This is a genomic window from Halomonas sp. G11 (assembly GCF_001663515.1).
In the GTDB taxonomy this organism is placed as follows: Bacteria; Pseudomonadota; Gammaproteobacteria; order Pseudomonadales; family Halomonadaceae; genus Vreelandella.
The window spans coordinates 179,057-200,977 of the sequence record NZ_LYXG01000001.1 but is presented as its reverse complement, the minus strand read 5'-3'; the positions used below and the strand labels follow the sequence as shown (position 1 = coordinate 200,977).

At 57.2% G+C, this 21,921-nt stretch carries 22 protein-coding genes; 13 read left to right on the top strand and 9 right to left on the bottom strand.

Annotation, left to right across the window (positions count from 1 at the left end; all coding sequences use genetic code 11):
• Positions 1–13 precede the first annotated feature (13 nt).
• A complete protein-coding gene (locus ADS46_RS00855; RefSeq protein WP_082925922.1) occupies positions 14–1,657 on the bottom strand; it encodes a SulP family inorganic anion transporter in 1,644 nt (547 codons plus the stop codon).
• 460 nt (positions 1,658–2,117) lie between these two features.
• Here ADS46_RS00855 and ADS46_RS00850 point away from each other — a divergent pair, with 460 nt between their 5' ends.
• Entirely contained in the window at positions 2,118–3,251 is a 1,134-nt protein-coding gene (locus ADS46_RS00850) for a TauD/TfdA family dioxygenase (protein ID WP_082925921.1), read from the top strand.
• 1 nt (position 3,252) lies between these two features.
• Complete coding sequence (locus ADS46_RS00845) at positions 3,253–3,837, top strand: HD domain-containing protein (protein WP_066314959.1); 585 nt, start codon at positions 3,253–3,255, stop codon at positions 3,835–3,837.
• 63 nt (positions 3,838–3,900) lie between these two features.
• On the opposite strand, the gene ADS46_RS00840 is transcribed toward ADS46_RS00845, so the two are convergent.
• The 4 genes from ADS46_RS00840 to ADS46_RS00825 all read right to left on the bottom strand — a co-directional run bounded on the left by ADS46_RS00840 (position 3,901) and on the right by ADS46_RS00825 (position 11,128).
• Complete coding sequence (locus tag ADS46_RS00840) at positions 3,901–4,800, bottom strand: LysR substrate-binding domain-containing protein (RefSeq protein ID WP_156524448.1); 900 nt, start codon at positions 4,798–4,800, stop codon at positions 3,901–3,903.
• 253 nt (positions 4,801–5,053) lie between these two features.
• Positions 5,054–6,733, bottom strand: a complete 1,680-nt coding sequence (locus ADS46_RS00835; protein WP_066314955.1) for a methyl-accepting chemotaxis protein — start codon at positions 6,731–6,733, stop codon at positions 5,054–5,056.
• A gap of 251 nt (positions 6,734–6,984) precedes the next feature.
• Positions 6,985–10,032 carry an efflux RND transporter permease subunit gene (locus tag ADS46_RS00830; protein WP_066314952.1) on the bottom strand — a complete coding sequence of 1,016 codons (3,048 nt, stop codon included), beginning with the start codon at positions 10,030–10,032 and terminating at the stop codon, positions 6,985–6,987.
• 1 nt (position 10,033) lies between these two features.
• A complete protein-coding gene (locus ADS46_RS00825; RefSeq protein ID WP_082925929.1) occupies positions 10,034–11,128 on the bottom strand; it encodes an efflux RND transporter periplasmic adaptor subunit in 1,095 nt (364 codons plus the stop codon).
• 165 nt (positions 11,129–11,293) lie between these two features.
• Here ADS46_RS00825 and ADS46_RS00820 point away from each other — a divergent pair, with 165 nt between their 5' ends.
• From ADS46_RS00820 to ADS46_RS00805, 4 genes are all read left to right on the top strand, one after another.
• Complete coding sequence (locus tag ADS46_RS00820; RefSeq protein WP_066314947.1) at positions 11,294–11,917, top strand: TetR family transcriptional regulator; 624 nt, start codon at positions 11,294–11,296, stop codon at positions 11,915–11,917.
• Positions 11,918–11,984: 67 nt separating this feature from the next.
• A complete protein-coding gene (gene codB, locus ADS46_RS00815; RefSeq protein WP_066314946.1) occupies positions 11,985–13,247 on the top strand; it encodes a cytosine permease in 1,263 nt (420 codons plus the stop codon).
• A 19-nt stretch (positions 13,248–13,266) separates the two neighbouring features.
• A complete protein-coding gene (gene codA / locus ADS46_RS00810) occupies positions 13,267–14,532 on the top strand; it encodes a cytosine deaminase (RefSeq protein WP_066314945.1) in 1,266 nt (421 codons plus the stop codon).
• A 51-nt stretch (positions 14,533–14,583) separates the two neighbouring features.
• Positions 14,584–15,060, top strand: a complete 477-nt coding sequence (locus tag ADS46_RS00805) for a YbaK/EbsC family protein (RefSeq protein WP_066314944.1) — start codon at positions 14,584–14,586, stop codon at positions 15,058–15,060.
• Positions 15,061–15,082: 22 nt separating this feature from the next.
• Here ADS46_RS00805 and ADS46_RS00800 read toward each other — a convergent pair whose 3' ends face one another.
• The gene (locus ADS46_RS00800) at positions 15,083–15,532 is read right to left on the bottom strand and encodes a GNAT family N-acetyltransferase (RefSeq protein ID WP_066314941.1); all 450 of its coding nucleotides are present in this window, start codon (positions 15,530–15,532) and stop codon (positions 15,083–15,085) included.
• A 169-nt stretch (positions 15,533–15,701) separates the two neighbouring features.
• On the opposite strand from ADS46_RS00800, the gene pcsA reads away from it, so the two are divergent.
• Together pcsA and ADS46_RS00790 are read left to right on the top strand one after the other, a co-directional pair.
• On the top strand, positions 15,702–16,427 hold the full coding sequence (pcsA, locus tag ADS46_RS00795) for a phosphatidylcholine synthase (RefSeq protein ID WP_267886925.1): 726 nt from the start codon (positions 15,702–15,704) through the stop codon (positions 16,425–16,427).
• Positions 16,428–16,441: 14 nt separating this feature from the next.
• A complete protein-coding gene (locus ADS46_RS00790) occupies positions 16,442–17,071 on the top strand; it encodes a DNA-3-methyladenine glycosylase I (RefSeq protein ID WP_066314940.1) in 630 nt (209 codons plus the stop codon).
• A 67-nt stretch (positions 17,072–17,138) separates the two neighbouring features.
• Here the strand turns inward: ADS46_RS00790 and ADS46_RS00785 are convergent, their stop codons facing one another.
• Complete coding sequence (locus ADS46_RS00785; RefSeq protein WP_066314939.1) at positions 17,139–17,690, bottom strand: fasciclin domain-containing protein; 552 nt, start codon at positions 17,688–17,690, stop codon at positions 17,139–17,141.
• A 186-nt stretch (positions 17,691–17,876) separates the two neighbouring features.
• On the opposite strand from ADS46_RS00785, the gene ADS46_RS00780 reads away from it, so the two are divergent.
• From ADS46_RS00780 to ADS46_RS00765, 4 genes are all read left to right on the top strand, one after another.
• The gene (locus tag ADS46_RS00780; protein WP_066314938.1) at positions 17,877–18,440 is read left to right on the top strand and encodes a sigma-70 family RNA polymerase sigma factor; all 564 of its coding nucleotides are present in this window, start codon (positions 17,877–17,879) and stop codon (positions 18,438–18,440) included.
• Positions 18,419–19,129, top strand: coding sequence for an anti-sigma factor (locus tag ADS46_RS00775; protein ID WP_066314937.1), 711 nt, complete (start codon positions 18,419–18,421; stop codon positions 19,127–19,129). The genes ADS46_RS00780 and ADS46_RS00775 overlap by 22 nt, the downstream gene beginning before the upstream one ends.
• Positions 19,130–19,279: 150 nt before the next feature.
• Complete coding sequence (locus ADS46_RS00770) at positions 19,280–19,498, top strand: antitoxin MazE family protein (RefSeq protein ID WP_066314934.1); 219 nt, start codon at positions 19,280–19,282, stop codon at positions 19,496–19,498.
• Positions 19,499–19,503: 5 nt separating this feature from the next.
• Positions 19,504–19,836: a type II toxin-antitoxin system PemK/MazF family toxin gene (locus ADS46_RS00765; RefSeq protein WP_234346737.1), complete on the top strand. Its 333-nt coding sequence runs from the start codon at positions 19,504–19,506 to the stop codon at positions 19,834–19,836.
• A 32-nt stretch (positions 19,837–19,868) separates the two neighbouring features.
• On the opposite strand, the gene ADS46_RS18345 is transcribed toward ADS46_RS00765, so the two are convergent.
• Positions 19,869–20,150 (bottom strand): Lrp/AsnC ligand binding domain-containing protein, encoded by a 282-nt coding sequence (locus ADS46_RS18345; RefSeq protein ID WP_082925920.1) that lies wholly within the window; start codon positions 20,148–20,150, stop codon positions 19,869–19,871.
• On the opposite strand from ADS46_RS18345, the gene ADS46_RS00760 reads away from it, so the two are divergent.
• A complete protein-coding gene (locus ADS46_RS00760) occupies positions 20,122–20,331 on the top strand; it encodes a hypothetical protein (protein ID WP_066314932.1) in 210 nt (69 codons plus the stop codon). The genes ADS46_RS18345 and ADS46_RS00760 overlap by 29 nt on opposite strands.
• A 12-nt stretch (positions 20,332–20,343) precedes the next feature.
• Here ADS46_RS00760 and ADS46_RS00755 read toward each other — a convergent pair whose 3' ends face one another.
• Positions 20,344–21,786 carry a PLP-dependent aminotransferase family protein gene (locus ADS46_RS00755; RefSeq protein ID WP_066314929.1) on the bottom strand — a complete coding sequence of 481 codons (1,443 nt, stop codon included), beginning with the start codon at positions 21,784–21,786 and terminating at the stop codon, positions 20,344–20,346.
• Between the last annotated feature and the right edge of the window lie 135 nt (positions 21,787–21,921).

Below are 21,921 nucleotides of genomic sequence, written 5' to 3'. Positions count from 1 at the left end.
CTGACGATGCCTCTCACAAGGTAATGGCCACGAATGGCCCGCTCTGTTGCGCGTCATCGACCAGCCCCACGCGTTGCAGGCGGGCAACGACATTGGGCTTGATCCAGGCCAGATGCAGCTTGCCGCCCCGGGCGTGGCAGAGGCGCGCCTGGCGCTGTAGTAAATGGATGCCGTTGAGGTCGATGAAATTGATTCCCGCCCCCAGGATGACAAGATCGGGCTTTTCGCAACGCTCAAGCCTGCGTGCTATCGAGTCGCAAGCACCGAAAAACAGGGAGCCGTCGATCCGGACAACATCGCAGTACTGCGCTTCCACGACTTGCTGGATGGTCAATGGCACCTGGGACAGGTCACTCTTCACCACCGGTGGCCGAGTGGTGCGGCGCAAATAGAGTATCAACGAGGCCAGCACGCCCAGGTAGATCGCGAACTCCAGCGCCACGATCAGCGTGCTTAAAAAGGTAATCAGCAATACCGTGGCTTCCGAGCGGCTTAGCGTCAGTGACTCGCGGATACTTTTCCAGTCGACCAGCTTGAAGGCGATCAATAGCAGTTGCCCCGCAATGGCCGGCATCGGCATGTATTTCAGTAATGGCGAGGCCACCAGCAGAATAGGCACCAGAAACAGCGCCGAGAACAGGGCGGCCAGGGGTGAACAGGCGCCTGCGCTGGCGTTGAGCCCAGAACGCGTCAGTGATCCTGAAGAGATAAAACCGGAGAAGAAAGCCCCGCCCAGGTTAGATAGCCCCTGGCCGATGAACTCCTGATTATTGTCGAGCCGTTGACCCGTTCGCGATGCGATGGCCCGGGCGATGGCAATCGACTGCACCAGCCCAAGCAGGCCCAACGCGATGGCGCCTGGCGTCAGCAAGCGTATGTTTTCCAGGGAGAGATCGGGGGTTGATAGTGGAGGCAGCCCGGCCTGAACGGACGTGACGCGCTGGACGATGTCACGGCTAGGGTCCAGCCAGGCCGCCAGCAGTGTGGCCAACACAATCGCCACTATCATGCCCGGCCAGCGCGGCAGCCAGCGCTGAAACGCCAGACAGGTAATAATGGTGAACCCGGTAATGAACAGTGCCGTGGGCTCTATCGCCTCGAAGCGGGCAATCAACTGAGGCCAGATAGCAAGAAAGTTGCCGCTTTCGATCTGCGCCAGCCCCAGCGCATGGGGTAACTGGCTGGCGGCAATGATCAGCGCGGCCCCTGCCGTAAATCCGGTGATGACGGAATGCGACACCAACTCGACCAGCGCCCCCAAACGCGCCAGGCCTAACAGCAACTGAAAGAGACCCGCCAGGAACGTCAGTGTCATCGCCAGCGTAATGAACTCGCTGGAGCCTGCGTCGGCAAAAGGCTGCAGGGTGGAAAAGAGCGCGATCGACAGGGCAGCCACCGGCCCGCTGACCATCTGCCGGGACGAACCAAACAGCGCCGCCAGTATGACGGGCACAATGGCCGCATAAAGGCCGTACTCCGGGGGAAGACCGGCCAGTAGCGCATAGGCAACGCCTTGGGGCAGCACCAATACTGCGCCGGTCAATCCCGCGATGGCATCGATGCGCAGTGAACGAGGCGTTTGCTGTGGCAGCCATTGGAGAAACGGCAAACCGCGCCAGCGGACTGTTGGCTGGTTAATACGCGGTGGCGTCGTCATACAGACGCCTCCGGATATTCCATCGCTTTGCTCCCGGATAGAGGAAGACCTTTTTCACCCGGGAAGCCTTTTGGTCAGTTCGATAACGTCGGGAATCGTCCGCTGTCTTGGGTAGCGCGCCAGGGAACTGACCAATCCCTGAATAGGATGCTGTCATGGAGAAACCTCTCTGGCGGAATTGCCAACGTTGAAACGGTTCATCGGGTCGACGTAAGTCTCTGTACGATGACGTGCTTGTCGCGAACAGACCAACGATTTATTCGGCGCCTGAGGCCAAGCACACATTGGTCTCGGGAACCTTCCAACACTGCGTTCTTCAGGGCGTATAGGGTTATTTTGGGTGGGTATAAAAAAAATGCATGCGACGGCATAAGAGAAAGGCGCTACTCGCTTGGTTGCTCAATCGCTATGTTCCCCGTCATAGCAAGCGAGCTGATCACCACCATCGAGGAAGACCGACATGTCCAACCGCCGTGCACTTATCGTTCATGAACAGCCCCCATCCATTGTTATTGACGAAGGAGAACACCCACAGGAAATCAGTCCACTATGGCTCCGTGAGCGAACACGGGCGCCGGATCAGCTAGAGTCAATGACACAGCAACGCCTCTTCGACTCTCATGCCATCGATACGGCGCTGACACTCGAGAGTGCGGTCCTGGTCGACGAGCATCATGTTGCCTTGGCGTTTAGTGATGGCCACTGCGAGACCTATGATCTTCGCGTACTCGCCGATGAGCTGGACGACAATAGCCACTTCCCTTGCGCCGAGCCTTGGGACGCGAGCCTCAATCAAGAACGGCTGCGCTTTGACTGGCCCCGCACGCTAGACGATCCAGCCTACTTCCAGGCCTCGCTGGACGCCTACTTGCGATACGGCTACATCATCCTGCATGGCGTACCGACAGACCCGGAGCAAATCCTCCAGGTCGGCAGCCACTTCGGCTACGTCAAGGAAACCAATTTTGGCCGTTATTTCGAGGTCTACTCCCGACCAACCGGCAACGACCTGGCTTACCGTAGCGTCGCGCTAGGGCCGCATACCGATAATCCCTACCGCAGCCCGGTGCCGGGTATTCAACTGCTGCACTGTCTGGTCAACGAAACCACGGGAGGGCTTTCTACGCTCGCCGACAGTCTGAAGGTGCTCGAGCAATTGCGCGCGGAAAACTCCGAGGGGTACGCGTTGCTCAAGCGTACCCCGGTGCGCTTTCGCTTCATTGATGCCGGTACCGAACTGGTCACCCATCGCACCATGATCCAGACTGACGACGACGGCCATCCCACTGGCGTTCATTACAGTCCTCGCCTGGATGCCCTACCGCTCCTCTCCGACGCCCAGACACGGCTATTTCATCGGGCGCGTCAACGCCTCGGCGAGCTGTTGACGGATCCCGCTTACGAAGAGCGTTTTCCCCTCCGCGCTGGCGATTTGGTGATGTTCGACAACAGCAGAGTTCTGCACGGGCGAACGAGCTACAACACCGACGAAGGACATCGCCATGTACAGGGGTGCTACCTCGACACCGATGGCCCGCGCGAACGCTTCGCAAGTCTGATGAAACAGCAAGGTTTAATGGGAAAGGTGGCTTAACATGGAACACGTCAAGTTTCGCCAAATGAAAGACGGCACTCGCGAGGAGTACCTCTTCCTCGAACAACTGGAAGACGAATTCAACCAAGGCTTGGTCGACCGCATCCTGCAGGCATTGCGTAATCTCGAGCTCGGTTTGAGTGGCTATCAGGTGACACGCCTGGAGCATTCGCTCCAGACGGCCGCCCGTGCCGAGGCAGACGGCGCCGACAAGGATATGATCATTGGCGCCCTGCTACACGATCTTGGAGACGAACTCGCGCCCTATAATCACTCGCAGTTGGCCGCGTCGATCATCCGCCCCTACGTCCGCGCCGAGGTCACCTGGATCGTGCACCACCATGGCCTCTTCCAGAAAGTCTACTATGCCCACCACTTCGGCGAAGACCCCAACGAGCGTGACCGCTACCGGGATCATCCCTGGTACCAGAGCTGCGTGGACTTCTGCGAGCGCTACGATCAGGCCGCCTTCGACCCCGACTACCCCACGCCTTCGCTTGAGCACTTCGAACCCATGTTGCGCAGCGTGTTTTCACGGTCTCCCTTCGATCCAGCCGTTATTGGGGAAGAGCATCCGTTGGCGTAGTGATAACGTTCATCTCTTCTCCTGACCAAACAGGAGCACGACATAGCCGGTCGGGCAGACCGGCTAACCGACGGCATCGATGAGCCAATCGCTGACCGGCGCAATGACGGCACTGCGGTGATGCTTGACGCTGAGCCAGTAACCGTAATCCTCACGGGTCACACACGGGGAGAGCGCCACCAGCTGACCGCTTGCCAGATACTCCTTGACGAGAGGTGACCAACCCAGCGCCACGCCCTGATGCGCGAGAGCCGCATTCAGCAACAGGGCATAATTATGGTAGGCAAAGACCTCGTCTCTTGGCGTCGGCAGGCCCATCCCCGCATGCTGACACCACTGTGCCCAATCGAGCCAGCGGGGATCTTTGATATCCTGGTGCAATAGCGCTAGACGGGAAAGCTGCGCTGTCGTCAGCGTGCCCTTCAACCCCTGCGAATGCGCGTAGTCAGGGCTGCATACGGGGAACACCGCTTCTTTGGCCAGCAACACCCCCTCTTCCTGGGGTATATAAGGGCCAAAACGGATCGCTATATCCGCCGCTTGCAGTTCAGGGTCGTCAGCACGATCAACCGTCACCAGCTTGAAGGTTAACGTCGGGAACGCCCGTTTGAGCGCTGGCAACAACGGTAACAAACACAGGTGGGTAAACCCCGCACCGGCCGCGATGGAAACACAGGGCGCGGGCCGCTCCCCCTGGTGGATGACGCTTTCGCAGGCTTCGCGAATCGTCTTGAGGCTGGGAGCCATCTCCCGATAGAAACGCTCTCCCAGAGGCGTCAGCACCAGTCGGCCACCTTGTCGATCAAACAGGGGCACTCCAAGCGTCTCTTCTAACGCGCGAATCCGCTGCGAGATCGTCGGCTGGGTCGCGCGCTCCTCGTCAGCCGCCGCCGTCATCGAACCCAGACGCGCCGTAGCCTCGAAGGCAATTAGCGACTTCATTGAAGGGGGTGGGTAGCACACCAGCGAGGCCTCCGCGTTTTAAGCTTCAATCATAGGCCCAGCGTTTAGCATTGATGGGCCCTGTGCAAGGCACTTTAACAGACGGCAGGCGCATGGCCTCGACTTTGCGTCCGATGGCTTCCGCTGATTAACACCCGATGAAACGCCACCGCCCCCACTAAGTGAGGGCGGTGCGTTTTGTAAGCGCTGACTCGTTAAACAGCGCCAGGCGCCTTGAACCAAGAGCTCACCAATCAGCCTACGGGCTTGAACCTTAAAACTCCTCCCACTCCTGGTCCACACTTGCCGCTGCTTTCGCCTTTTTTCCACCTTGGGTGGCGGGCCGCACAAGCGCCCGCTGCGAATGGGGTGAGGTCAGTGGGGCATGCTGGGTGCGGGTCTCATCTTCCGCTAAACGGAATGCCGAAACGACGCTTTCCAGCTTGGCCGCCTGCTCCTCCAGCGAGCTTGCCGCCGATGAGGCCTCCTGGACCAGCGCGGCGTTCTGCTGCGTCACCTCATCCATCTGGGCCACTGCCTGATTGACCTGCTCAATACCCGAACTCTGTTCCTGGGAGGCCGAGGAAATTTCATCCATGATATCGGTCACGCGGCGCACCGACGACACCACCTCGCGCATGGTTTCCCCGGCGCTTTCGACTAATACCGAACCTTCTTTCACCTGGGTTGATGACGCCTCGATCAATGCCTTGATTTCCTTGGCAGCGTCAGCACTGCGGCTGGCCAGGTTACGTACTTCGCTTGCCACGACCGCAAAACCACGGCCCTGCTCACCCGCGCGTGCTGCCTCCACCGACGCATTGAGCGCCAGAATATTGGTCTGGAAGGCGATAGAGTCGATAACACTGATAATATCCGTGACTTTCTTGGAGCTGTCTGAGATGCCGTGCATGGTGGTGATGACTCGCTCTACCACCTCGCCGCCACTGCTTGCCGTGGTGGACGCATCTTGCGCTAACTGGGTCGCATGACGAGCGTTATCGGCATTCTGTTTCACCGTTGTGGTTAACTGCTCCATACTCGCGGCGGTCTCTTGCAGCGATGCCGCCTGCTGCTCGGTACGCGAGGATAAATCGGCGTTGCCGCTGGCAATTTCCCGCGCGCCAATATGAATAGAGCCGCTGCTATTGCGCACCTCGGTGACTGTTTTAACCAGGTTGCTCTGCATATGCTGCATGGCACTAAACAGCTTGCCGATCTCGTTGCGGCCACGGTCATTGACTTGCCCCGAGAGGTCATTTTGAGCAATACGCTGAAAGTGCGCCACCGCCTCTTTTAGCGGTTTTACAATTGAGCCCACCATGGCGATGCGCACAAATAGAACCATTAAGGCTGCAAATATCAATACGGCGATATAGATATAGCCAATCAGCTGCATATCACTTTCATAATCACCAACCATTAGGCCATTTTGGTCCGCCATGTAATCGTTATAGGCAGAGCTCGCCCCCATAAACTGCTGATTTAGATCATTGGCAGCCTCTCTTGCGCTACGAAACGCCCCCTCATCGCCTTCTTCCAAGGCCACTTCCTGGGGCCTCACTCCCTGTTCTATCAAACTCTGGAAACTGGTCACCAACGTTTCCACAAGAGGCGTCTGAATAGCAATTTCCTCAAATTGCGAAAAGTAGTCCTGAGCTTCCTGCCGCATTTCCTGTGCTTCAGTCAGGTAATCACGCGCTGCGCGAGTGTCCCCCTCATAAGATGCGACATAACTATTAACGTAAAAAAGTTGAGCGTTCGCAATAGCTAGCTGACCTCGGTTGACCGAGCGCATTTGGTCTGCCGCACGGTCAACTTCTCTAAGCGACGAGCTACCCTCTTCGCCTGTTCGGTAACCGAGAAACGCAATAATAATGATTAACAGTGAAAAAATGACCAACACAAGCGTTAAGCTCATTTTAATTGAGATATTACTGAGTATTCGGTTCATGGTGAGGAATTCATCCAAATCTTAAATTAATTTATGGATTTATTTAATCTAGCTAGAGAACTACTAGCGATTCTAGATCAAATTAAATCGACCGTTTGGTTTGTTAACCAAAACTTCTATCGGCCCAAGAATCATAGACTTTAGTTTAATTTAGAAAAATATTTTTAAGCTTTGGCGAGCATTACTCTCCGCGGCTAGAGTCAGCCAAGCCGCGGTGAGTAATGGAGAGGAAAAAAGAAGTGGAGTCGGGATTATTTATCCGGGTGTATACGAATCTTGTAGAGCACGCAGTAGACCACCGGCAGCACCACCAGGGTTAACAGCGTAGCGACACCCAGCCCCCCGATCAGTGCGACCGCCATGCTCGCGAAGAAGGCATCGCTGATCAGCGGGATCATGCCCAGCATGGTGGTCAAGGCGGCCATGGCGACCGGGCGAACGCGGCTGACGGCCGCTCGCACCACCGCGTGGTAGCGGTCCTGGTGTAGCGGCAGCTGTACATTGATTTCCTCCACCAGTACGATGGCATTCTTGATCACCATGCCGATCAAGCTCAGCGTCCCTAGCAGTGCCATGAACGAGAACGGCAAGCCGGTCAGCAGCAGCGCGCCCACCACGCCGATGATAGTCAGCGGCACCAGCGACCAGATGGCCAGCGGCTGGCGGAAGTTGTTGAACAGCACCACGGTGATGATAAACATCATCACCAGCCCCAACGGCAGTGAGGAGAACAGCCCGCTCTGGGCTTCGCCTGCGGTTTCATACTCGCCGCCCCACTCCAGTCGGTAGCCTGGCGGCAGCTCCAGATCCTCCACCTCGGGACGAACCTCGGCCAGTACGCTGGCGGCGGTCACGCCGCTCAACGGGTCCGGCTCGCCATACACCGCCAGCATGCGTTCGCGGTTGCGACGCTTGATCAGCGGGTCTGCCACCTTAGTGGTGATATCGCTGATCACCTGGTCGGCAGTGATATAACGCCCTTGCTCTGCGCTCCATACGTTAAGTGAGCCAAGGTTATCCACGTCGTGACGCTGGCTGGGGATCGCCCGCGCCACCATGGATATCAGGTCGCTGCCGTCGCGGTAAATGCCCACTCGGCTACCGCTGGTACTCAAGGCAAGCGTATCCGCCAGGTCTTCACGGGTAACGCCGAGACGCCGGGCAGTATCTTCCATGAACACCGGCTCTATCGCCTGGACGCGGTTGCGCCAGCTAGTGCGTACGCTGGTCATATGCGGTGTATCGCGGAACATCGCTTCAACCTGGTCGCCCAACTGGCGCAGCACCTCCGGATCACTGCCGTAAAGGCGTGCCTCCAGCTTGGCTTTCGGTGCAGGGCCAACCTCCAGGGGGGCAATTTTATAGTCGATATCGCTATGGTTTTGCTCAAGCACTTTCTCAACGTCGGCCATGCGATCGTGCTGGGTGGCTTTGTCATCGGTTTCGACGATCAGCTGGGCATAGCTGGCGTAACGGTCTTCCGGCGAGTAGGTGAGGGTAAAGCGCTGCGCGCCACCGCCCACCGTGGTGGTCAGATGACGAATGCCGTCCATCTTCATCACGCTGTCTTCCAGCTCGCTGACGCGCCGCTGGGTCTCGAGGATATCGGTGCCTTCCGGCGTGCGGTAATCGACAAAGAAGATTGGCGTATTGGACGCCGGAAAGAAGGCGTTTTTCACCGAACCAAAGCCCACCACTGCGCCTGCCAATATCATCACCACCAACAACAGGGTGACCCAGCGGAACCGAATGCCGACGATAATCACCCGGCTGAAAACGCGGTACACAATCCCTTTGTAAGGATCCTCCTGACCATCGCCGGGCGCCACATTGCGGAAGAATAGCTTGAAGTAGAAGGGTGTCAGCGTCAGCGCGGTAATCCAGCTGAGTAGCAGCGAGTAAAGCAGCACGAAAAACAGCGAGCCGATGAACTCACCGGTGGTGTCCGGCGACAGGCCAATGGGCGCAAAGGCGGCAATGGCGATGAGCGTGGCGGCCAGCAACGGCCAGGCGTTCTGGCGAATCACCTGGTGGGCCGATTCGCGGATCGTATTACCGCGTTTCAAGCCCACCAGCATGCCCTCGGTGACCACGATGGCATTGTCCACCAGCATGCCCAGGGCAATAATCAGCGCGCCCAGCGAGATCTTTTCCAGCTGTAACCCATGGAAGCGCATCAGCATGAAGGTGCCGATGATGGTGATCAGCAGAATGAACCCCATCAACAGACCGCTGCGCCAGCCCATGAACAGCATCAGCACCACGATGACAATGGCCACCGCCTGGATCAGGCTGACTAAAAAGCCTGATACCGCTTCGTCGACCACCTGGGGTTGGTCATAAACCACATTGAGTTCCATTCCCAGCGGCGTGCGGGCCTGAAGTTCGTCCAGGCGCTGCTGTAACCGCTCGCCCACCTCGACCACGTTCACGCCGCTTTCAAAGGAAACGCCCAACGATATTGCCGGCCGCCCCATATCGCGGTAAAGCTGCTGGGGCTGCTCCGCCAATTCCCGCGATATGTCAGCGATATCGCTGAGCCGTACCAGCTCGCCATCGCCCTCGCTGACGATAAGCCCGCGCAGGTCATCAATATTCGCTGCACTACCCGTGGGCGTAATGCGGAAACGGCGGCCGTCCTGTTTGAGATGCCCCGAGTCGGCCACCGCATTCTGGGTGTCGAGCAGCTGTTGCAGGCGGGTTAACGGAATATTGAGCGCGCGTAGTTTCTCACGGTCGACCTCGATAAAAATGCGCTCTTCGTGCTCGCCGCCGAGCGATACCTTTTCGACCCCGTCGACAAGCGCCAGCTCACGCTTTAGGAAATCCGCATGATCGGCAAGGTCGGGCATGCTATAGCCTTCGCCGGTCAGGTTGACCATGAAGCCAAATACATCGCCGAAATCGTCATTCACGCGGGACTGGCTGGCCCCCGGCGGTAGCGCGGCCTGGACGTCCTGAACTTTACGGCGCAGCGAATCCCAAAGCTGCTCAAGCTCTTCGTTCTGTACCGTGCTTTCAAGCTCGACGGTAATCTGCGAGAGGCCATCGGAGCTCACTGAGCTTACGCGTTTGATCGACGACATCCCCTGGATTGATTCTTCCAGGGTCGAGGTGACTTCCTGCTCCACTTCTTCAGGAGTCGCGCCGGGGTATTGGGTGGTGATCAACGCGTTGCGGATGGTGAACTCGGGGAACTCGAGCTGCCCCATGCCCAAAAACGCCAGCGCACCACCCGCGAGCAGCACCACGGTCATTAAGTAGCTGGCGGCCCGGTGGCGTAAGAAATAATCGACCATGTTACAGCCCCCGCTCTTTTTCCCACGGGGTCACCTGGGTATCTGCGCTCAAGCGATGTGCACCGGCGGCTACAATACGGTCACCCGCGGACAAGTCACCGCTGACTTCAAGTCCTTTGGAGGTCAGGCGACCGACCTCAACAGGCACCGGCTCAACGCCGTGTGGCTCTTTAAAGCGCCAAACCTGGGCCTGCTTCGGGTTATCGCCTGCATAAGTCACTGCTTCAGCGGGCAAATGCCACAAAGGCGTTGTTGGATCAGACTGCAGGTCGCTTAAATCAAGGCGCACGCTGGCGCTCATGCCGTCCAATAGCGTGATGTCATCCGGCTGGGGCAGCGTCAGGGTAACTTCATAAGCCAGGCTCTGCGCACTGGCCTGGGTCGTGTAGGACGCCAACTGAGCGAGGTAGGGCTTGTCGCTGTTACCAAAGCTGACTTCATACGCTAACGCATCGCCAAAGGGCGTGCCGTTGCTGCGTGGCATGCGCTGGACAATCTGCTCAGGCAGGTGGAAGACCACGTCCAACTGACCAGGCTGCTGGATGACGGCGACCGTTTCCTGCACCTGAACAATCTGCCGGTTATCCACCGGCACCTGAGCAATCACACCATCGTAAGGCGCTCGCAGCTGGGTATGCTCGACCTGCTCTTCCGCCTGTTCAAAGGTGGCGCGGGCAGCCCGCCATTCGCTCTCCGCCTCATCAAACCGCGACTGGCTGACCGCGCCACGCTCCAGGGTATAGCGCATACGCTCCAGGTTGGCCTTGGCAAGCTCCAGGCGTGAGCGGGCGCTATCCAGCTCGCTTTGTGCATTGCGGTTATCAATACGCGCAATAACTTCCCCTTCCGACACCTTTTGACCGGGGCTGACGTTGAGCTCAAGCAGTTCCCCTGCCATGCGAAACGACAGATTGCTGCGCGTGGTAGCTTCAACGCGTGCCGGAAACTGCCTTAACGCCCCGGCATTCGCCGCTTCCAGTGTTACCAATTTCACTGGCCTGGGCGCCTCTTTTGACTGCGCCTCAGGCTGATCACACCCCATTAGCACGAGCAAGACCAGTGCAACCGGCAGCAAGCGAAGAAAAGTAACGGGCACGATAAGCTCCTTGATGACGATCAAACGCCGCATTCTCAATGAACAGACAGTGGTATACACTTCACTGACATTCATGAATGTCAGTGAAGTGTATACTAATCACTCGCTGGCGACTTTGCCAGCGATCAATGCCAAAATAAGCCATTTTCAGGGTAAGGAACCGCCATGTCTCGCCGTAAGGCCGACGCCGAACGCACCCGGGAAACTATCCTGGACGCGGCAGAAACCACTTTTCTCGCCCAGGGGGTTGCTCGCACCACCCTAGCGCATATCGCCCAGGCGGCGGGGGTTACCCGTGGGGCGATCTATTGGCACTTTGAGGATAAGGCCGCCGTGTTTGATGCGCTACTCGAACGCGTGCGCATACCGCTGGATGAAATCGTCGACGACGCCGTGCAACAGCTTGGCACGACACCGGTAGAGTGTTTGCGCAACATCGCTCAGCGCTCGCTGGCGGGTATCTGCCATGACTTGCCGCTGCAAAGGGCTGCCACCATCGTGCTGCACCGCTGCGAAAAACTTGAAGACGACCACCCGCGTATCAGCATGATCACGCGGCTTTCCGAGCATGCAGAAGCCAAGGTTGAGCAACTGTTCGAACAGGTCCAGCAGCAGGGCCAACTACGTGCCGATTTGACGCCCGTAAGCGCTCGCCGACAGTTTCACGGGTTCTTGATTGGCACCTGCTTTGATTGGCTGCAAGACACCCATCAATATTCATTGGATGCCGACCGTGCCAGCATCGTCGAAACATTGATGCGCGGACTCCTGCTGGAGAAATCGCACTAAATTTAACCGCCTTGGCATACGGTTTGCTTCCTACACTGGATGAATGTTCTTTCTCCTGGAGCTTGCCATGCATCATTCAGACTACCCCCTCAGCGAAGTCCCCCTCAACGCCCGCAAGGGCCTGCTGTCCACCTCAGCAGTACTGCTCGGCTTTACCTTCTTTACCGCCACCATGTGGGCAGGGGGCACCCTGGGTCAGGCCTTCTCGATCGGCCAACTGCTGTGGATCATTCTGGTGGGTAATCTTTTACTGGGTGCCTACGCAGCAACCCTTGCCTATATCGCCTGTAAAAGCGGGCTCAACTCGGTGCTGATGGGACGCTTCTGCTTCGGTGAAAAAGGCAGCAAGCTGTCTGATTTCATCCTCGGTTTTACCCAGATTGGCTGGTACGCCTGGGGCACGGCAACGATCGCCGTGGTATTGGTACGCACCACCGGGATGCCTGAATGGCTGGAAATCCCCTTAATGGTGCTGTTTGGCTTTGGTTTCTGCATCACCGCCATGATCGGCTACAAGGGGATGGACTGGCTTTCACGCTTTGCCGTGCCCGCCATGATGCTGTTCATACTGATCAGTCTGTTCACCGGGCTAGTGGATGCACGCGGCTTTGCCGGGTTAAGCCAGAAAACGCCTACGGAAAGCATGGGCGTGGCCGCGGCGATTACCGTCATCATCGGCACCTTTATCAGCGGCGGCACCCAGGCGACCAACTGGAGTCGCTTCGCGAAGTCACCGAAAATCGCCGTGATCGCCACGATGGCCGCTTTCTTTGTGGGGAACGGCTTGATGGTGCTCACCGGTGCCCTGGGTACCATGATCTACCAACAGGCGGATATCGTGGATGTATTGATCGCCCAGGGCTTTGTCACCATCGCCGTGCTGATGCTGTTCCTGAATATCTGGACGACCCAGGACAACACCATCTATAACTTCGCCGTGGCGGGCTGCAATTTGCTGCGTACCGAAAAACGCCGTCTTGTCACCGTAGGCGGTGCGGCGATTGGTACCGTGCTGGCGGTCGGTGGCATGTATAACCTGCTAATTCCCTTTCTGGTGCTGCTGGGTACTTTTATACCCCCCATGGGCGGCGTGATCATGGCGGACTTCTGGCTCAAACATAAAGGTCGCTACCCCGCGCTTGAAAGCGCTCAGCTACACGACTTCAACCGGCGTGGTTTAGCCGCCTATGCACTGGGCGCCGGCGCCGCCTACTTCTCACCGTTACTGCCGCCGTTGGTGGGCGTCCTGGTCGCGGCGGGAAGCTATGCTGTGCTGTTGCGCGTCAATCACGCTACGCTGGGAGATAGCCTTCCCTCCACTGCCAAATAATAAGTGAGTCGTTTTTTATATGAGCATGCAGATTATCAACGCCCGGCTACGCCAGCGCCCCGAGCTTTATCGTATCGAGGTCGAGAACGGTCGCTTCACCGCGATTACGGCTCAGGACGCGCCGCAAACGGCAGGCGAAGGACCCACGCCCGAACAGATTGATGCAGGCGGTAAACTGCTTTGTGCGCCGTTTATCGAGCCCCATATTCACCTGGATGCTGCCCTGACGGCGGGCGACCCCAGCTGGAACCAGAGCGGCACCCTGTTTGAAGGCATCGAGCGCTGGGGCGAGCGTAAGCCGATGCTCACCGAAGCCGATATTCGCGAGCGGGCGCTGAAAACGCTGAACCTGCTGATCAGTAACGGCGTGCAATTTGTACGCACCCATGCCGATACCAGCGACCCCAGCCTGATTGGCATCAAGACGCTATGCGCCCTACGCGACGAGCTGAAAGACAAGATCGATATCCAGGTAGTGGCCTTTCCGCAGGACGGCCTGCTCTCCTACCCGGACGGCGACAGGCTGCTGGAAGAAGCGCTGGAAATCGGCGCCGATGTGGTCGGCGGTATTCCCCACTTTGAATACACCCGCGAACTGGGCGTGGCCTCCATGCAGCGGGTGATTGAGCTGGCGATCAAATACGATCGCCTGGTGGACGTCCACTGCGACGAGATCGACGACCCCAACTCGCGGTTTCTCGAAGTGCTGGCCCATGAAGCGCTGACGCATGACCTCGGCAGCCGCGTTACCGCCAGCCACACCACCGCGATGCATTCCTACAATAACGCCTACTGCTCCAAGCTGTTTCTGCTGCTCAAGCGTTCAGGAATCAATTTTGTCTCCTGCCCCACCGAAAGCATTCACTTGCAGGGACGTTTTGACAGCTACCCCAAACGCCGCGGCGTGACCCGGGTGAAGGAGCTCAACGAAGCGGGTATCAACGTGTGCCTGGCCCAAGACTCCATCGTCGACCCCTGGTACTCGCTGGGCAACGGCAAGCTATTGCGCACGCTGGATTTTGGTCTGCATATTTGCCACATGATGGGCTATCAGGACTTCAGCCAGTCGCTTTCGCTGATTACCGACAACAGCGCGCGCACCCTCGATATCGAAGAGCGTTACGGCATTGAGGTCGGTAAACCCGCCAGCTTCAACCTGCTGGATGGCGAGGACGATTACAGCGTATTGCGCACCCAGGGCGAGGTGCTGCTCTCGGTACGTCACGGCGAGATCATCATGCAGCGCGAGCCGGCCAGAATCACCACGCCACCGTGGCTTGGCTGACACAACCCAAGCGCGTTAGGTTAAGCATTCAGCCAACACAGGGATTTCACGATGAGCGTCGAGACCGTTCGCCAGTTTTTTGCCGAGCATGCACCGGATATCACCATCGAAGAGCTTGAAACCAGCACGGCCACGGTGCAGTTGGCCGCCGAGGCCCACGGCGTAGCACCCGGGCAGATCGCCAAAACCCTGGCGTTCAAGGTCGGCGAAACACCGTTGCTGATCGTGGCCAGCGGCAACGCACGTATCGATAACCGCAAGATTCGTGACACCTTCGGCGGCAAGGCCAAAATGCTCGACGCCGAGACGGTGATGGAACTCACCAGCCACCCGGTCGGCGGCGTTTGTCCGTTCGGCCTCGCCACTGACCTGCCGGTGTACTGCGATGAATCCCTCCACGTCTATGACGAAGTGCTACCCGCGGCGGGGTCGTCCAACAGCGCCGTGCGCCTGAGCCCCACACGCTTGGCCGAGCTGGTCAACGCCGAGTGGGTGGATGTGTGCAAGTTGCCGGAGAGTGTTGGTTAAACGTCCCTCTCAATGGCAGCACTTACTTAATATCCAGTAAATAACCATAAAATGTGGTATTGCGCTGCCAACCCAGTGACTCGTAAAGGTGCTGGGCGCGCTCGTTCTCTACCTGGGTCATTAATATCAAACGTGCGACGCCGTGATCGCGGGCAAGCTGGGTGGCGGCTTCCATTAACGCCCTGCCCGTGCCTTTATCGCGACATTCAGGCAACACGAAGAGATCATTCAGCGTCCAGCGCGCATTCAAGCCCACCGTGGAAACGCCTGGGTATAGCTGCACAAAACCGGTGAGCGCACCTTCGCTGTTTTCGCTCACCAAAATAAAAGTGTCTCCAAGCCCCATGCGCTGGCGCAGAAAATCATGCGCCGCCTGAAGATCACTCGGCTGCTGATAAAACTGACGATAGCCATCGAGCAACTCGGTAAGCGTATCGATATCACGAATGGTCGCTAAGCGAATGGCCTGCATAAAAGTTACTCCTGAAGCGCGTCACGCCTAAGCCCTGCGCTGAACGCATTATCAATGGATAGCATACCGACATATTCTCGGGCAGCCTTCTTGTAGTAGTGTATCTTTCTTTACAGGCTTATTTATAAATCCAATTTAACGGGAACAACACCTTCCCAACGGGGTTAATGTGGCTCAATTACTCTCTTCGCACGCAGAATCCCGCGCATCGATATGCAAGGCATGGAGCGTCCATGTATTTACCGCCAGCGGCGTGCTGCTCGGCACCATGGCGCTGCTTGCCCTGGTCGACAATAACCCCGTCGCCTGCCTGCTCTGGCTGGGTGCCGCGATGATGATTGATGCAATCGACGGCACACTGGCGCGCAAATATGAAGTGCAGACCATCCTGCCTCATTTTGATGGCTCGACACTCGACATGGTGATCGACTACCTGACCTGGGCTTTTATACCCGCCCTTTTCATCTATTACTTCATTGAATTGCCACCCTATTTAGGGTTGGCGTCAGTGTTCATCATTCTGCTGTCATCAATGTTCTGTTTCTGCAATGTCGACATGAAAAGTCAGGATAATTACTTCGTTGGCTTTCCTGCCGCCTGGAACATCGCCGCCGCCTATTTTTATATCCTCGACTTCCCGCCTTTCTTAACGTTTGCCTCTATTGTTTTCCTGGCCATCCTCACCGTGACCCGGATGAAGTTTCTCCACCCCTTTCGGGTGCGATTGTTCATGCCGCTCAATATCGCTGTCACGCTGGCATGGTGCGCATGCACCACATCACTGGTGCTCTCAAGCCCAGAGCACGCCGCCTGGGCACTATGGGGATGGGGCATCGCTTCCGTCTACTTCGTCGCCATCTGCCTATGGCGCACTGCCAAAGAATGGTTCGACTGATAGGTGAGTCGCTAATGACCAGCAACTTTATCGCCCCTGATGGATATCCTCGCTGCCAATGGTGTGGCGGGGCGCCTGAATTTTTGCCCTACCACGACAATGAGTGGGGTTTCCCGGTAGATGACGATCAGCGGCTGTTCGAGAAGCTGTGCCTGGAGAGTTTTCAGTCGGGCTTGAGCTGGCGCACCATTCTCAACAAACGCGAGAATTTTCGCGCCGCCTTTCATCACTTCGATTTCCATCAAGTCGCCCGCTTCGGCGAAGCCGATGTACAGCGTTTATTGCAGGACCCTGGCATCATTCGGCATCGAGGCAAGATTGAAGCAACAATTAACAATGCCAGGCGGGCCCAGGAAATGGTCGAGCAGGAAGGTTCACTGGCCGCATTTTTCTGGCGCTTTGAGCCGGACGCCTCTTCGCTACCGCCGCCGCATTCCCAGACCACCTCGCCTGAATCTGTCGCCCTTGCCAAGGCGTTAAAAAAGCGCGGCTGGAAATTTTTCGGTCCTACCACCGCTTTTGCCTTTATGCAGGCGATGGGGCTGCTCAATGATCACGCGGAAGGATGTATCGTTCGCGAACAAGCAGCTCACGCCCGGGAGGGATTTTTGCGGCCATCCGGTCGGCAAAAAACCACCGCCTAGCGAACCAGGCGGTGGGAAAACATAACCTCAGCCGAATAAATGTCATTATCCGGTGTAAGCGGGGCCCTTAGGGTAATAGCACGCTGTCGATAACGTGGATGACACCGTTCGATTGTGCGACATCCACAACAGTAATATTGGCACTATTGCCCTGAGCATCCATGACCATCAGGTTATTACCATTGCGCGAGACGGTAAGATATTCACCCTGGACGGTTTTAAAAGCCACGGTGCCATCGTTTTCCATGGTTGCTTCCCACAAGGCGTCCCGATTCATATTGCCAGGTACGACGTGATAGGTAAGAACCGTTTGAAGCTGTTCCTGATTCTCTGGCTGCAGCAGCGTATCAACGGTGCCATCAGGAAGTTTCGCAAAGGCATCATCCGTCGGCGCGAATACGGTAAAAGGACCTTCGCCTTGCAAGACATCGACCAACTCAGCGGCTTGAACAGCGGCGACGAGTGTTTCATGGTCACCTGAATTAACGGCATTCTCGATAATGTTCCGCTCAGGCAGCATGTTGGCACCGCCTACCGTGGTAGGACCATGATCGGCAACGGCAACGCCGGTAAACAAGGCAGCGGCACAAACGCCAGCGGTAAGTAGTTTGAGTTTCATTGGGGCATCTCCTGGTTGTCATTAAAAGAGCTCAGCAATGCAAGCTCACTGATACTTACGGCCCCAAGGCGTCAGTGGATGCAAACTCCCAACAATTTTTTTATTCACCGCTGAGCGCTCACCTATTGCCTTCAACGGCTGACTCCCGAAGACTGGCATTTCGGTTTACTGCGCAGAGATGCCCGAATGCTAGATGCCACACAACGCCAGCAGTATCTTATCGAGCAACTCAACGGCTGCGCCCAGGGCGACCGCCATGCATTCGAACGTCTCTATCGTGTCTCCAGTGCGCATCTGTATGCTCAACTGTTGCGTATAGTAAGAGATGAAGGTGCCGCTCAGGATTGTCTGCAACATGTTTTCATCCGAATCTGGCATGCCGCCGATCAATACGACGCCACGCGAGCCAAGCCGATGACCTGGCTTTCCACACTCGCTCGCAATATTGGCATCGACTGGCTGCGTCGACAGAAGCCACAGGACACCACCACCGATGAACCCTTGTTGGCAACCCTATTAGGTACCGACGACCCTGAAGATGACAGCATCAGTCATCAGCAAAATGACAAACTGAACGACTGCCTCGACACACTCAGTCGACATCAGCGCCAGTTAATGGAAATGGCCTATTTTCAGGGCATGACGCACAGCGAGCTTGCTAACTCTCTGTCCCAACCGCTGGGCAGCGTTAAAAGCTGGATCCGCCGTGGACTCGAGAGGTTAAAAACATGTCTAACCAATGGGATCTAAGCGACCCAGATGATCGCCACCTTGCGGCAGGTGAGTACGTGCTGGGCGTATTGGACAGCGATCAGAAAGCACGCTTTGAAGCGCTGCTGGCGGTCAGCCACGACCTACGTAACGATGTGGAAGAGTGGCGAGAATATCTGCATCTATTCAACGAGCGACTGGACCCCAGGACACCGCCCAAGGAGGTCTGGCAGCGAATTACCCAGGCAACCGGAACAGTGCCCCTCCCCTGGTGGAAGCGTTTAGGCGCATGGCAGACCATGGCGGCCAGTTTTGGGGTAATCGCGATAGCGCTGGGCCTTCTTTGGCAACAGGCTGAACTGACCAAGCTGCCGGACGGAGAAGCCGTTTTCGTGGTTCAGGACGAGTCGCGAACGCCAGGCTGGATCATCAGCGCAACCCAGGAAGGAGAGTTGATTGTGCAAGCGGTTCAACCGACCCAGGTCGACAGCGAACAGACCGGTGAGCTGTGGTTGATTGCCGACGGTACGCCCGTCTCGTTGGGCCTGTTACCTGATCAAGGTAGCCATCGCCTGGAACCCAGTGCCGAGCTGCGCGCGCAGTTATTCACTGCCGATCTGGCCGTCAGCGTTGAGCCCCAAGGAGGCGCTCCCGAAGGCCAGCCAACCGGGCCGATTATCGACCATGGGCGTTTGACGCCGGTACGCGGCAGCACTCTTAATTTTTAAAACATAGAAGTGAACGAAATAGCCAGAAGCAGGCGATTTCCGGTATTTTAACTATCGGCTCAAGGACAGTGAGGCACTGCCGACAAGGTTGCAGATATTTAAATGTGAACTATATTGTTACATGTAACACCCTAGCAAAGAGCTTTCACCATGACCGCCTCAAACATCAACGACCGTGTCCAGAAGCACCGAGCAACGCTTAGAGCGTCAGGATTGCGCCCTATTCAAGTTTGGGTGCCAGATACTCGTCGCCCCGGCTTTAGTGATGAGATCAAGCGACAGTGCGAAATAGTGGCCGCGGCGGACAATGCCGATCACGATTTACAGGATCTTATGGATGAGGCCTTGTTAGACGTGGATGACGAGTGAGCAGCATGAAAAGCATGAGGCGCGGAGATCTGGTAACGGTTACCCCACCAAGGGAGTTTGGTAAACCGCGCCCAGCACTGATCATACAGTCCGATCAATTCATTTCCACCGCGACGGTCACCGTACTATTGATTTCAAGCACCCTCATTGATGCGCCACTGATGCGTATTGAGGTGATGCCTACGTTGGAAAACGGCTTGCGCAAGCGATCCCAGGTCATGGTGGACAAACCCATGACGGTAAAACGTGACAAGCTAGGCGAGCCCTTCGGTCAACTTGACGACAGCACCATGGTGACGATTAACCGCTCGCTGGCCCTGTTCCTCGGCTTTGCTTAGAACATCAATCCCCATTACACATACCCCCCAACTCATAAAGGCAGCGCGTATCCCGATTTGACGGCGTCCATGGAAACCAGGGTTGTGAACGAACGCACGTTGGGATGCTCCATCAGTGCCTCGCGGGTGAAATCTTCATACTCCTGCAGCGTACGGGTCACCACCACTAAAACGAAGTCCAAATCTCCTGTCACGTAATAGCACTGCTGAACATTGGGGTGCTCTCGCATCCGCTGCTTGAAAATGTGTCCGCTCTGACTTGGCCAGAACAATGATTTTTGGCTGGTGGACGAAGCCAGTATCGAAGATGGCATGCGCCTGGGCCTGGAACACCTGGGGCTGCTACTGGAGCCCGCAGGGGCACTTGGCTTGGCAGCCGCCTATGCCATGCGTGACCAGTGGCCCGAGAATGCCCACATCGCCACCATTCTGACCGGCGCCAACCCCGCACCAACACTCACCGACTCGCTTCTGACGGCCTTCGCGACCAATTGAAAGGAGCAATACTTACGCTACACCTACGGCATGCGCCCGCGCGTCTGCCACCATCTCGGAAGCAAGCTCCCCCACGGTGCGTACGGCGCTTTCGATCGCAGGCGTTAACGTAAACGCGTAGTTCAAGCGCAGGCACTGGCGAAACTTGCCCGAGGCGGAAAACAGCGACCCGGGTGCCACATGGATGGCGCGCTGGGCCAGACGTTCGTTCAGGCGCACACAATCCACCGCGGCGGGCAGCTCCACCCAGAGCAGGAAGCTGCCCTGGGGGTAGCTGATGCCCGACCCCTCAGGAAAATAACGCTGCACCCAGCTGATCATGATATCGCGCTGGCGCTGGTACTGGCGGGAGGCAAAGCGCAGATGGCGCTCGTAGTGGCCTTTGGCGACGAACTCCGCCACGGCCAACTGCGGCAGCGTCGCCGAGGCGCCGGTGGAGACATACTTCATATGCAACGCCTGATCACGGTAGCGCCCCGGCGCCAGCCAGCCTACCCGCAACCCCGGCCCCACCGTTTTGGAAAAGCCGCTGCACAGCATGACGCGGCCATCGTCATCGAAGGACTTTACGGTGCGCGGCCTGGGCAGTGTAAATGACAAATCGCCGTAGATATCGTCTTCGATAATCGCCACATCAAAACGCTGCGCCAACTGAAACAGCGCCCGCTTGCGTGCGTCAGGCATGGTGTAGCCCAGCGGGTTATTGTAGGTGGGCGTGACCTGTATGGCGCGGATCGGCCACTGCTCCAGCGCCAATTCCAGCGCTTCCAGACTGATGCCTGTTTGCGGGTCGGTGGGGATTTCCAGTGCTTTTAAGCCGTTGGCCTTGAGTATCTGCATGGTGCCGTAGAAGCTGGGTGAGTCCACGGCCACCACATCGCCGGGCTGGGTGAGCGTTCGCAGCGCAATGGCCAGCGCCTCCTGACAGCCGGTGGTCACCATGATGTCGTCCGGGTGAAGCAAGCAGCCGGACGCGATGGCCAAGCGCGCCACTTGTTGACGCAGCTCGGGGCTACCGTTCAGCTTGTCGTAGTTGAATCCATTCAGATCAGTGCTGCGATGCAGGCCAGCGAGGATTTTCGACAGTGGCCGCAGCGTTTCATACTCGAGATTGGGCACCCCACGCCCCAACAGAAGCCGGTCGTCGTCGCGTTGAGTAGCGACGAGTTCCAGCACCTGATCCCATTGAGAAACATCCAGCGGGCGCTGCGCCGGGCGAGAGACCGACGGCAGTACCGAAGGAACCCGGCTTGGCAGCACAAAGTAGCCAGACTTCGGACGCGACTCGATCAAGGCCACATCCATCAGTTGCCGGTAGGCCTCCTGAGCCGTTGAAATGCTGACGTCCAGCTCCTGGCAGACCGCACGAATCGAGGGCAGGCGATCCCCAACGCGGTAAATACCGTGCTCGATACGCTCCCGCAAAATGGTCGCCACTTCTTCATAGCGCGTCATATCACCCTCCTCCCCACTGCCCGGCAACGATACAGACGTATCCAAAAACCGCCATACAGAGGTATAACACGCCCATCTGTATCTTAAAAACAATAAGTTCTATATCTGTATCAAAACATCAGCGCTGAGTAATCT

Excerpts from the sequence above, each read along its gene's own strand:
- ADS46_RS00855 (WP_082925922.1), bottom strand. The coding sequence starts at position 1,657 with ATGACGACGCCACCGCGTATTAACCAGCCAACAGTCCGCTGGCGCGGT.
- ADS46_RS00850 (WP_082925921.1), top strand. The coding sequence starts at position 2,118 with ATGTCCAACCGCCGTGCACTTATCGTTCATGAACAGCCCCCATCCATT.
- ADS46_RS00845 (WP_066314959.1), top strand. The coding sequence starts at position 3,253 with ATGGAACACGTCAAGTTTCGCCAAATGAAAGACGGCACTCGCGAGGAG.
- ADS46_RS00835 (WP_066314955.1), bottom strand. The coding sequence starts at position 6,733 with ATGAACCGAATACTCAGTAATATCTCAATTAAAATGAGCTTAACGCTT.
- ADS46_RS00830 (WP_066314952.1), bottom strand. The coding sequence starts at position 10,032 with ATGGTCGATTATTTCTTACGCCACCGGGCCGCCAGCTACTTAATGACC.
- ADS46_RS00820 (WP_066314947.1), top strand. The coding sequence starts at position 11,294 with ATGTCTCGCCGTAAGGCCGACGCCGAACGCACCCGGGAAACTATCCTG.
- codB (WP_066314946.1), top strand. The coding sequence starts at position 11,985 with ATGCATCATTCAGACTACCCCCTCAGCGAAGTCCCCCTCAACGCCCGC.
- codA (WP_066314945.1), top strand. The coding sequence starts at position 13,267 with ATGAGCATGCAGATTATCAACGCCCGGCTACGCCAGCGCCCCGAGCTT.
- ADS46_RS00805 (WP_066314944.1), top strand. The coding sequence starts at position 14,584 with ATGAGCGTCGAGACCGTTCGCCAGTTTTTTGCCGAGCATGCACCGGAT.
- ADS46_RS00800 (WP_066314941.1), bottom strand. The coding sequence starts at position 15,532 with ATGCAGGCCATTCGCTTAGCGACCATTCGTGATATCGATACGCTTACC.
- ADS46_RS00790 (WP_066314940.1), top strand. The coding sequence starts at position 16,442 with ATGACCAGCAACTTTATCGCCCCTGATGGATATCCTCGCTGCCAATGG.
- ADS46_RS00785 (WP_066314939.1), bottom strand. The coding sequence starts at position 17,690 with ATGAAACTCAAACTACTTACCGCTGGCGTTTGTGCCGCTGCCTTGTTT.
- ADS46_RS00780 (WP_066314938.1), top strand. The coding sequence starts at position 17,877 with ATGCTAGATGCCACACAACGCCAGCAGTATCTTATCGAGCAACTCAAC.
- ADS46_RS00775 (WP_066314937.1), top strand. The coding sequence starts at position 18,419 with ATGTCTAACCAATGGGATCTAAGCGACCCAGATGATCGCCACCTTGCG.
- ADS46_RS00770 (WP_066314934.1), top strand. The coding sequence starts at position 19,280 with ATGACCGCCTCAAACATCAACGACCGTGTCCAGAAGCACCGAGCAACG.
- ADS46_RS00765 (WP_234346737.1), top strand. The coding sequence starts at position 19,504 with ATGAAAAGCATGAGGCGCGGAGATCTGGTAACGGTTACCCCACCAAGG.
- ADS46_RS18345 (WP_082925920.1), bottom strand. The coding sequence starts at position 20,150 with ATGCCATCTTCGATACTGGCTTCGTCCACCAGCCAAAAATCATTGTTC.
- ADS46_RS00755 (WP_066314929.1), bottom strand. The coding sequence starts at position 21,786 with ATGACGCGCTATGAAGAAGTGGCGACCATTTTGCGGGAGCGTATCGAG.